A 10,464-nucleotide genomic window follows, 5' to 3' on the forward strand; every position below is an offset into this window, starting at 1 on the left:
TCGCGGTACAGGCCGAGGAACGACATGGCGGTGCTCAACACGCCGGAACGCTCGTTGTCCGCCTTGTTGAGGACTTCGCGCGCGGCAGATGCCACCACAGGATGCGGCGCATTGCCCAGATGCCGCGTCGTCATCATCCGATGCAGGGTCAGCTCGAATGGGCAAGCCGGGTCGGAGAGGAAGTTGGCGACGCCGCGCAGCGTCTTGTCTTCGCCGGCGTAGAGCACATGCAAGATCGCACCGACTAACAGCGCGTGGCTGGTTTTCTCCCAATGATTGCGCCGTTCCAGCGCACCTTCGGGATCGACCAGAATGTCCGCGATGTTCTGCACATCGCGCACTTCATGCGCGCCGCGCCGCACCTCCAATAGCGGGTTGTAGGCCGCCGATTTCGCATCGGTGGGGTTGAACAGCAGGCAGTGGCTGAATCGGCTGCGCCAGCCGGCGGTGATCTGCCAGTTCTCGCCCTTGATGTCGTGGATGACGGCCGACGCCGGCCAGCTCAACAAGGTGGGCACTACCAGGCCCACGCCCTTACCCGAGCGCGTGGGCGCGAAGGTCAGGACGTGCTCCGGGCCATCGTGACGCAGGTACTGGCGGTCGTGCTGGCCGAGGAACACGCCGGCCGGTTGCGTCAGGCCCGCCTTGCGAATGTCATCCGCGCTCGCCCAGCGCGCAGAGCCGTATGTGGTAACAAGGCGTGCTTGGCGCGAGCGCCAGACCGACATGGCGATGGCCACGCCCACGGCGACCATGCCGCTGGCGCCGGCAATGGCGCCGCCGATGTCGAAGACCTCCGGCGCATAGGCGCCGAAGAAGAACCACCACTCGAACAGCTTCCACGGGTAGTAGACAGGCGTGCCAAGAAGATCGAACCAGGGCGAGCCAAGGCGTACTTGATACCCAAGGGCGGCTGCTGTCCATTGTGTGGCGCCCCACACTCCGGCGATCACGATGCCGAATACCACGGCAATCTGACCGAACCGCACGTTCGTCCCTTGCATGACCTGGCCTCCGATCTCTCCTGCGCTGGTTCCTCTTGGAAGAAGCGGCACAAGGGCGTGCCGCAGGCGTCAGGTTCGGCGCCGGGTCAGTGCCGGTCAAAGACCGTTTCAAGCAGAAAGGTCGAGCAAAAAGACGGAATGAGTGAGCCAGCGAGCCAAATAAAAACGCCGCAAGCGCGGGCGCATTGCGGCGTGTCGAACGGAAAAGTGAAGGTGATGCGGCGACGGGCCAACAATCAGAACTTGGGCGGTTCCTTCGGCGGCGTGTAGGGTGTTTCGCCGTCGCCATAGAACCGCATGCGCGTGGCCTCGGTGACCCGGTTGCACAGCACGTCGCCCAGCTTGGGGCGATCCTTCTTGCATCGCTGGCGCAGGTCATTGAGCCATTTGGGGTTGGCTGCCAGTTCTTCCACCGTCGGGATGTTGGCCGCAGAATCAGCGGGGCTCTGTGGTGTCTCAGACTGGCCACACGCGGTCAACAGGGCCACGAGCAGAAACGAAATGATCTTATTTATCACGCAGGTCCCCCTGCGGGATCAGGGTTATGGCCCGCCTTGGGCCGTGGAAATTCTGGAGATTCGATGGCCTCTACGCGCTCAATGAACCGTTTCAGCTCATCCGACGGCTCGCCTCCGAGGCGCAGCAGGTAGGTTGTCAGCGGCGGCACGCGCGAGGCCAATGGTCGGGCCACCACGCCCGGTTCACGGCAGGCGGCAATGTGCGCAGCGCCCGCCAATCCGAGCGCAAAGCCAGCCGATACCAGCGCCATCATCAGATCGCATGTTGCGACCCGCTCTGCGATCAGTGGCTCCATATCCACTCGCCGCAGCACCCGATCAACATGCTTGGCATGGCCTTCGCAGACTTGCGGGTCGCACAAAACCAGCGGATAGCGCAGCAGTTCCTCCAGGGGAATCCGCTTGTGGGCCAGCAGTGGATGCCGTGCTGGCACCGCCACCATGAGCGCGTCACTCCAGGCGGGGATGGTGACGACCCCATCGCCGACCTCATCGGATTGCGCGAATCCCACGTCGTACAGATCGTCGTGCAGGCCCTTGATCTGTTGCGCCAGCGGCACCTCGAAGAGGCGGATTTCAACCTCCGGCTCTTCCTGCCGGCACAGCGCCAGCAGTGCTGGCAAGCGTGAGGGCGTGATTCCATCGGACAGTGCCACACGCAACTGGCCGTGGAAGCCATTGGCCGCTGCCTTTACGCTGTCGCGCGCCTGCTGTAAGGCGGCGAAGACGCGCGGCACATGATCCAGAAACAGCTTGCCCGCTCCGGTTAGGCGCGTGCTGCGCGTGGTACGGGCGAACAGCACCACGCCGAGTTCTTCTTCAAGTTCTTTGATGGCGCGCGACAAGGGTGACTGCTCGATATGCAGTCGCTCTGCTGCACGAGCGAAGTGCAGTTCTTCAGCTACGGCGAGAAAGCAGCGGAGGTGGCGAAACTCCATCTTGGTGCATTCTCTTCTCTTCTTGGGGCAGCCTATCCGCGCTTGTTTCCGGCGCACGCTTCTTCAAGTTTTTTTCTTCCAACGCTCATTAACCATGAACGCAGCGAGAGAAGCTCAGGATTGAGCTCCCGCATCAAATCGAGATCTACTCGCTCTGCAAGAGGACCATCTTCTAGGCTTGACGCCATGTGCGCCAAATCGGCATTGGCGGCCAGGACCTCATCTGGGAATCGGGTATAGGTGATGGGTCGACCAGCGGCCTCCGAGAAGGCTGCCTCCATCTCGCGACCTGTCACGCGATCGCTCGCAATCCTCAACGTCATCCCGGCAAATCGGGCTTTGTCCGCAAACATGGCGGCAACGATTTTCCCGATGTCCTCCACGGCAGTTAGTTGGATCGAATGATCTCGGTGGACCAGGAAAACTAGCCGCCCTTCTTCAAGGCCAAAACCAGGGCAAACTAGCATCTCCATAAAGATCATCGGGCGGACGATGGTTGCCGTGAGCGGAAGTTCGCGGATGTGTGCCTCGATACGAGGCTTGGCATCGAAGCGCGGAACTGCTGGCCGAGCCGCTGTCGCAGCGCCTGGGACAGTCCGTGGTGGTGGAAAACCTGGCCGGCGCCGGCGGCAACATCATGGCTTTCCGCCTGAGCCAGTCGCCTGCCGACGGTTACACCATCGGCATCGGCGCGGCCGGTTCCATGGCGATCACCCACGTGCTCAATCCCAAGGGCACCAACTACAAGCCCTCGGACTTCACGCCGATCACGCTGGCGGCCGTGCAGCCCAATGTCGTCATCGTCAACAAGGACGTGCCGGCGAGCAATCTCGCCGAACTGAAGGAATACTTCCAGGAGACGCCCTCGGCCACTTACGGCACCGCCGGCGTGGGCATTTCCAACCACCTGATCGCCGAAACCATGCTGTATCGCCTGGGCGTGAAGGTGCCGCACGCGGCTTACCGCGGCGCGGCGCCCGTCATTACCGACCTGCTGGGCGGCCACATCGCCATGACCATGGACAACATCTCCACGGCGGCCCCGCTGGCCCAGCAGGGCAAGGTCAAGGCCATCGGCGTGGCTTCGCTCAAGCGCGCGCCGCAGCTGCCCGACGTGCCCACGCTGGACGAGCAGGGCCTCAAGGGATTCGACATGCCGACCTGGCAGGGCGTGTTCGCGCCCGCCGGCCTGCCGGCCGACGTGCTGGCGGCCTACTACGCCGCGTTGCAGGACGTGCTCAAGCAGCCCGGCGTCATCGAGAAGATGGGCATGCTGGGCTCGGAACCGGTTACGGGCATGACGCCGGAGCAGTTCGGCCAGTTCCTGGAGAAGGACCGCCAGCAGTGGGCCGACATCGTCAAGGCGGCCAATATCTCGCTGGAACAGTAAGAAGGGAGGCTTGAAGAGGGGCGCGGCATCGGGCGCGCCCGCGCCGCGCTACGGCAGGCGCGCGGCGATCTCCGCGATGAGCCGGCGCGCGGCGTCGAGCTTGCCGGCCGCCGGCAGCGGATGCACGCCGTGCTCGTCGAAGAGCACCAGCTCGGTGGTGTCGGCGTCCATGACCTTGTGCGCCAGGTTGCCCACCAGCAGCGGAATGCCCTTGCGCACGCGCTTGGCTTCGGCGTGCTCGGCGAGCTTTTCGGTTTCGGCCGCGAAACCCACGCACCACGGGCCATGCTCCATGCGCGCCACCTCGGCCAGGATGTCGGGGTTGGGCTCGAACTCCATCGCGGGCGCGCCGCCGCCTTCGCTGGTTTTCTTGAGTTTCTGGGCGCTGACGTTCTTGACGCGCCAGTCGGCCACGGCCGCCACGGCGATGAAGATGTCGGCGTCGGCCGCGCTGGCCATGACCGCGTCGCGCATCTGGCGCGCCGTGGTCACCGACAGCGCAGTCACGCCGCGCGGAATCGGCAGCGCGGTGGCGCCGTGATGAGCGTGACGCGGGCGCCTGCCTCGTGCGCGGCGCGCGCCCAGCGCATAGCCGTCGCCTGCAGGGAGCGGTTGCTCAGCACGCGCACCGGATCCACCGGCTCGGACGTGGGGCCGGCGGTCAGCAGCACGTGCCGCCCGGCCAGCAGCTTGGGCTGGAAAAAGGCGATGAGATCGGCCAGCAGTTCGTGCGCTTCCAGCATGCGGCCGTCGCCCGTCTCGCCGCAGGCCTGCTCGCCCGCCGCCGGGCCCAGCACGCTGACGCGTCGGCGCGCAGTTGCGCCACATTGCGCTGCGTGGCCGGGTTGGCCCACATTTCGCGGTTCATGGCGGGCGCCACCAGCAGGGGACAGGCGCGCGCCAGGCACAGGGTGGAAAGCAGGTCGTCGGCCATGCCGTGCGCCAGCTTGGCCATGAAATCGGCGCTGGCCGGCGCGACCAGCACGCGTCCGCGCCGCGCGTCAGGTCGATGTGCGCCATGTTGTTGGGCACGCGCGCGTCCCTTGGCGTCGATGAACACCGGCCGGCCCGACAGCGCCTGCATGGTGACGGGCGTGATGAAGTGCGTGGCGGCTTCGGTCATGACCACGTCCACCGTGGCGCCCTGTTCGGTCATGCGCCGGACCAGCTCGGCGATCTTGTAGCAGGCGATGCCCCCGGTCAGGCCGAGGACGATGCGTTTGCGGGCGAGGTCGAGCATAGAGGCGGGGGCGGCGCGCGGCCGCGCTGAGAAAGGATGAACCGGAATTTTATTCGCAATGGGCGGGCGCGGCATCCGGCGCGCCCGCTGCGCGGTCAGGCGCGGGGCTTGCGCGCGCGCAACAGCTCGTCCAGCACCAGCAGCACGGCGCCGCAGGTGATGCCCACGTCGGCCAGGTTGAAGGCGGGGTAGGCCCAGTCGCGCCAGTAGAAAAGCAGGAAATCCACCACGTGGCCATAGGCCACGCGGTCGATCACGTTGCCCACGGCGCCGCCCAGGATCATGGCGAGCGCCAGGCAGAAGCGCGGCTGCCGCGCCGTGCGGCGCAAGCAGCCAGACGATGACCACGGCGGCCACGCAGCCCAGGCCCGTGAAGAGCCAGCGCTGCCAGCCTTCTTCGGAGGCCAGGAAGCTGAAGGCCGCGCCGCGGTTGTACAGCAGCGTGAAGTCGAAGAAGGGCAGCACGTTGACCCGCTCGCCGTACTGGTAGGCCGTGTTGAAGTAGACCTTGGTGATCTGGTCCAGCACGATGATGGCCAGGGCGAGCGCCAGCCAGCGGCCGGCGCGCGCGGGTTCGCGCGCGCCGGCTGGACGGCGCGCCGGTATCGGACGTGCCGGTATCGGAAGGCCGGGCCATGCTCAGGCCTTGTCGCGGGCTTCGCCCGGGCCGAACAGGTTGGAGACGCAGCGGCCGCAGATCTCGGGATGGTCCGGATCCTGGCCCACGTCCGCGCGCCAGTGCCAGCAGCGTTCGCACTTCTTGTGCGCCGAGGCTGGTGCGCGTCGATGCGCGGCTCGCCTTCGCCGGCATGCACGCCGCGCGCGAGACGATGAGCACGAAGCGCAGGTCATCGCCCAGGCTCTGGAGCCATTGCAGGTCTTCGCCGCTGGCGCGGATGTCCACCTCCGCCTGCAGCGACGAGCCGATCTCGCCGGCCGTGCGCACTTCCTCGAGCTTGCGCTGCACGTCGGCGCGGATGGCGCGCAGGCGCGTCCACTTGGTCACCAGCGCGTCTTCGTCGGCGAAGGGCGGCAGCACGTGATAGACCTCGGTGAAGATGGTGACGCGCGCCGCGTCGGCCTGGTTCTTCAGCGCCGAGGCCGTCAGTTCCTTCCAGGCCTCTTCGGCCGTGAAGGACAGGATGGGCGCCATCAGCTTGAGCAGGGTCTGCGTGATGTCGAGCAGGGCGGTCTGGGCCGAGCGGCGCGCCAGGCTGCCGGCCGCCGTGGTGTAGAGGCGGTCTTTCAGCACGTCCAGGTAGAACGCGCCCAGGTCTTCCGAGCAGAAGGTCTGCAGGCGGGCCACCGCGGGGTGGAAGTCGTAGCGCTCGTAATGGGCCTGCACCTCGGCCTGCATGCGCGTCGTCATGGCCAGCGCATAGCGGTCGATCTCGAACAGCTCGCCGTAGGGCACGGCTTGCGATACCGCGTCGAAATCGGCCAGGTTGGCCAGCAGGAAGCGCAGCGTGTTGCGGATGCGGCGGTAGCCTTCCACCACGCGCTTGAGGATCTCGTCGGAGATCGAGAGCTCGCCGGAATAATCGGTGGAAGCCACCCACAGGCGCAGGATTTCGGCGCCCAGCGAATCGGACACCTTCTGCGGCGCGATGACGTTGCCCACCGATTTGCTCATCTTGCGGCCCTGGCCGTCCACTACGAAGCCGTGCGTGAGCAGGGCCTTGTAGGGCGGCTGGCCATACAGCATGCAGCCCGTGAGCAGCGAGGAATGGAACCAGCCGCGATGCTGGTCCGAGCCTTCCAGGTACAGGTCGGCCGGCCAGGCCAGCTCGGCGCCATGGGAGCCGGCGAAGTCGCGGTCCTTGCCGCCCAGCACGGTGGCGTGGGTGCTGCCCGAATCGAACCACACGTCCAGCGTGTCGCGGTTCTTTTCGTACTGGTCGGCCTCGTCGCCCAGCAGCTCGCGCGGGTCCAGCGTCTGCCAGGCCTCGATGCCGCCTTGCTCCACGCGCCGGGCCACTTCTTCGAGCAGCTCGGGCGTGCGCGGATGCAGCTCGCCGGTTTCTTTATGCACGAAGAACGCCATGGGCACGCCCCACTGCCGCTGGCGCGAGAGCGTCCAGTCGGGCCGGTTGGCGATCATGGCGTGCAGGCGCGCGCGGCCCCAGGAGGGGTAGAAAGCCGTGGCGTCGATGCCGGCCAGCGCGGTTTCGCGCAGCGTGGCGCCGCCGTCCTTGGGCGTGACGTCCATGCCGGCGAACCACTGGCTGGTGGCGCGGTAGATCACGGGCGTTTTGTGGCGCCAGCAGTGCATGTAGCTGTGCTGGTGCTTTTCCACGTGCATCAGCGTGCCGGCCTGCCTGAGCGCCTCGACGATCTTGGGGTTGGCGTCCCAGATGGACAGGCCGCCGAAAAGCGGCAGGCTGTCGGCGTACTTGCCGTCGCCCAACACCGGATTGATGATGTCCGAATCTTTCAGGCCGTGCGCCTTGCACGACTGGAAATCCTCGATGCCGTAGGCGGGCGCGGAGTGCACCACCCCCGTGCCGGAATCCACCGTCACGTAGTCGCCCAGGTACACCGGCGACTTGCGGTCGTAGCCGGGGTTCACGCGGGCGAGCGGGTGATGGAAGGCGATTTCCGACAGCCGGGCGCCCGGCGCGGTGGCGATGATCTCTCCCTGCAGGCCCCATTGCTTCAGGCAGGGTTCCACGCGCTCGGCGGCCAGCAGCAGCAGCGGGCCGAAGGCGGGCGCCGGCGACACGCGCACCAGCGCATATTCGATCTCGGGATGCAGGTTCAGCGCCTGGTTCGAGGGAATGGTCCAGGGCGTGGTGGTCCAGATGACGATGGCGCCGTCTTCCACCGATTCGAGCCCGAAGGCGTCGGCCAGGCGGGCGTGCTCGGCGAAGGGGAAGGCCACGTCCACGGCCGGGTCGGTGCGGTCGGCGTACTCGACCTCGGCCTCGGCCAGCGCCGAGCCACAGTCGAAACACCAGTTCACGGGCTTCAGGCCGCGGAACACATAGCCTTTCTGCAGAATGCGGCCCAGCGCGCGGATCTCGTCGGCCTCATTGCTGAAATTCATGGTGAGGTAGGGGCGGTCCCATTCACCCAGCACGCCCAGGCGCTTGAAATCCTTGCGCTGGCGGTCGATCTGCTCGAGCGCGTAGGCGCGCGCCTTGGACTGCACCTCGGCCACGGGCAGGTGCTTGCCGTATTTCTTCTCGATCTGGATCTCGATCGGCATGCCGTGCAGTCCCAGCCCGGCACGTAGTGCGCGTCGTAGCCGGCCATGTTGCGGCTCTTGACGATGATGTCCTTCAGGATCTTGTTGACCGCATGACCGATGTGGATGTCGCCGTTCGCGTAGGGCGGCCCGTCGTGCAGCACGAAGCGCGGGCGGCCGCGGCTGGCGGCCCGGATCGCCTGGTAGACGTGGTTTTCCTCCCATTGGGCGATCCAGCCCGGCTCGCGGCGGGCGAGGTCGCCCCGCATGGGAAAGGGAGTGTCGGGCAGGTTGAGGGTTTTTTTATAGTCCATGAACGGCAAAATAGGCGCGCGCGTTTCGCGCGTCTTCGGCGATGGCGGCAGTCAGGGAAGGGAGATCGGGAAATTTTTCTTCGTCCCGCAGCATGTGCAGGAACTCGACTCGCACGAGTTTACCGTATGCGTTCACGGTCTCGTCGAGCAGGTGGGCCTCCAGCAGCACGCGGCCCTGGTCTTCCACGGTGGGGCGCACGCCCAGGCTGGCCACCCCGGGCAGCGGCCGCCCGGCCAGGCCGTGCACCTGCACCACGTAGATGCCCCGAGCGCGCCGCGCAGCGCTGCGCCACGCGCAGGTTCATGGTGGGAAAGCCCAGCGTGCGGCCCAGCTTCTGGCCGTGGATCACGTGGCCGCTGATGTGGAAGGGATGCCCCAGCAGATGCCGGGCGCGGTCCAGGTCGCCCACGGCCAGCGCGGTGCGCACCTCGGAGCTGGAGATGCGGTGGCCGTGCTGGTCGGCGACGTCGGCCAGGGTCTGCACCTCGAACCCGTGGCGCATGCCGGCCTCGCGCAGCAGCTCGATGTCGCCGCTGCGCTTGTGGCCGAAGCGGAAATCCTCGCCCACCAGGAGCCAGCGCGTGCGCAGCCCCTCCACCAGCAGCTGTTCGATGAACGAATTGGCCGACATTTCGGCCAGCCGGGCATCGAAGCGCTCGACCACCACCTGCGACACGCCGTGCCGCGCCAGCGCGGCCAGCTTGTCGCGCAGCCCGGAGATGCGCGTGGGCGCGAGCTCGGGGCGGCGGTGCAGGGCGGCGAAATACTCGCGCGGATGCGGCTCGAAGGTCATGACCGAGGGTGTGAGCCCGCGTTCGCGGGCCGCCTGACAGACGCGCGCAAGCATGGCCTGGTGGCCGCGATGCACGCCGTCGAAATTGCCGATGGTCAGCGCGCAGGGCGCGCGCTCGGCGGGCGGAGGGAGGTATCGGTAAATGCGCAGCAATGGTTTCACGAGCGAGAGTTTACAATTTTGGATTCTTTGCGGCTGTCCCGCCGTTGCCGGCGCCCGCGGCTTCCCCCGCGGCCGGTCTTTCGTGCCTTTTCGTCATTTTTCTCGCCGGAACCCCATCTTGCCGGATTCTTCTACCATCAAGCGCCGCCTCGTCATCCTGATTTCCGGGCGGGGCAGCAACATGCGCGCCCTGGCCGAGGCCTGCCGCGCCGAAGCCTGGCCCGCCGAGGTCGCGGCGGTCATCGCCAGCCGCCCCGACGCGGCCGGCCTGGAATGGGCCGCCTCGCAGGGCATCGCCACCGCGGCGCTCTACCACAAAGACTACGCCAGCCGCGAAGCCTTCGATGCCGCCCTGGCCGACGAAATCGACCTGCACCGCCCCGATTACGTCATCCTGGCCGGCTTCATGCGTGTGCTCACGCCGGCGTTCGTCAATCGCTACGCCGGCCGGCTGGTGAACATCCACCCCTCGCTGCTGCCGGCGTTTCCGGGGCTGCACACTCATGCGCAGGCGCTTGCCACCGGCGTGCGCGTGCACGGCTGCACCGTGCATTTCGTCACGCCGGTGCTCGACCATGGTCCCATCATCGCCCAGGGCTGCGTGCCGGTGCTGGCCGGCGACACCCCGGAATCGCTGGCCGGGCGGGTTCTGGCCGTCGAGCACCGCGTCTTTCCCGCCGCGGTGCGCTGGCTGGCCGAGGGCCGCGTCTCGCTGACGAGCGACCACCGCGTGGACGTCGCTGGCGACCCCGACCGCCTGTTCGTCTGGACGCCCGGCGGCTGACGCCGCTGCACCGCCTAGCCCGGGCGGCTCGCCGCCTTTCTGGATACCCTCATGAACAAACCCCGATCCCCCGCGTTCCCGATCCTCCGGCCGCGCCGAGGCCCGCCCTCCGCCCGCGCGGCCCGCCGAAGGC

Annotated in this window: 7 protein-coding genes and 4 pseudogenes; 2 read left to right on the top strand and 9 right to left on the bottom strand. The window is 67.0% G+C overall.

Annotation, left to right across the window (positions count from 1 at the left end; genetic code table 11):
• The 4 genes from AD428_RS16230 to AD428_RS16245 all read right to left on the bottom strand — a co-directional run.
• Positions 1-1,004 (bottom strand): type IV secretory system conjugative DNA transfer family protein (locus tag AD428_RS16230; protein WP_152968122.1); only part of this gene is annotated, 1,004 nt, incomplete at its 3' end.
• 236 nt (positions 1,005-1,240) lie between these two features.
• Positions 1,241-1,519 (bottom strand): hypothetical protein, encoded by a 279-nt coding sequence (locus tag AD428_RS16235; protein ID WP_053245695.1) that lies wholly within the window; start codon positions 1,517-1,519, stop codon positions 1,241-1,243.
• Entirely contained in the window at positions 1,519-2,460 is a 942-nt protein-coding gene (locus tag AD428_RS16240) for a LysR family transcriptional regulator (protein WP_053245692.1), read from the bottom strand. The genes AD428_RS16235 and AD428_RS16240 overlap by 1 nt, the downstream gene beginning before the upstream one ends.
• Before the next feature lie 32 nt (positions 2,461-2,492).
• A complete protein-coding gene (locus AD428_RS16245; protein WP_082308456.1) occupies positions 2,493-2,993 on the bottom strand; it encodes an NmrA family NAD(P)-binding protein in 501 nt (166 codons plus the stop codon).
• Here AD428_RS16245 and AD428_RS16250 point away from each other — a divergent pair.
• Positions 2,984-3,850, top strand: a complete 867-nt coding sequence (locus tag AD428_RS16250) for a Bug family tripartite tricarboxylate transporter substrate binding protein (RefSeq protein WP_235490557.1) — start codon at positions 2,984-2,986, stop codon at positions 3,848-3,850. The genes AD428_RS16245 and AD428_RS16250 overlap by 10 nt on opposite strands.
• A gap of 48 nt (positions 3,851-3,898) precedes the next feature.
• On the opposite strand, the pseudogene AD428_RS28105 reads toward AD428_RS16250, so the two are convergent.
• The 5 genes and pseudogenes from AD428_RS28105 to AD428_RS16270 all read right to left on the bottom strand — a co-directional run bounded on the left by AD428_RS28105 (position 3,899) and on the right by AD428_RS16270 (position 9,547).
• Positions 3,899-4,593: pseudogene (locus tag AD428_RS28105) on the bottom strand (phosphopantothenoylcysteine decarboxylase).
• The gene (locus tag AD428_RS28115) at positions 4,512-5,090 is read right to left on the bottom strand and encodes a flavoprotein (RefSeq protein WP_235490568.1); all 579 of its coding nucleotides are present in this window, start codon (positions 5,088-5,090) and stop codon (positions 4,512-4,514) included. Before AD428_RS28115 ends, AD428_RS28105 begins: the two are co-directional and overlap by 82 nt.
• Positions 5,091-5,185: 95 nt before the next feature.
• Positions 5,186-5,727 (bottom strand): annotated as a pseudogene (gene lspA, locus AD428_RS16260) (signal peptidase II).
• Positions 5,728-5,729: 2 nt separating this feature from the next.
• Positions 5,730-8,591 (bottom strand): annotated as a pseudogene (gene ileS / locus AD428_RS16265) (isoleucine--tRNA ligase).
• Positions 8,581-9,547 (bottom strand): annotated as a pseudogene (locus tag AD428_RS16270) (bifunctional riboflavin kinase/FAD synthetase). Before AD428_RS16270 ends, ileS begins: the two co-directional pseudogenes overlap by 11 nt.
• Positions 9,548-9,665: 118 nt before the next feature.
• On the opposite strand from AD428_RS16270, the gene purN reads away from it, so the two are divergent.
• Positions 9,666-10,331 (top strand): phosphoribosylglycinamide formyltransferase, encoded by a 666-nt coding sequence (gene purN, locus AD428_RS16275; RefSeq protein ID WP_053245873.1) that lies wholly within the window; start codon positions 9,666-9,668, stop codon positions 10,329-10,331.
• Positions 10,332-10,464 lie beyond the last annotated feature (133 nt).

Source organism: Achromobacter sp. DMS1 (assembly GCF_001270295.1).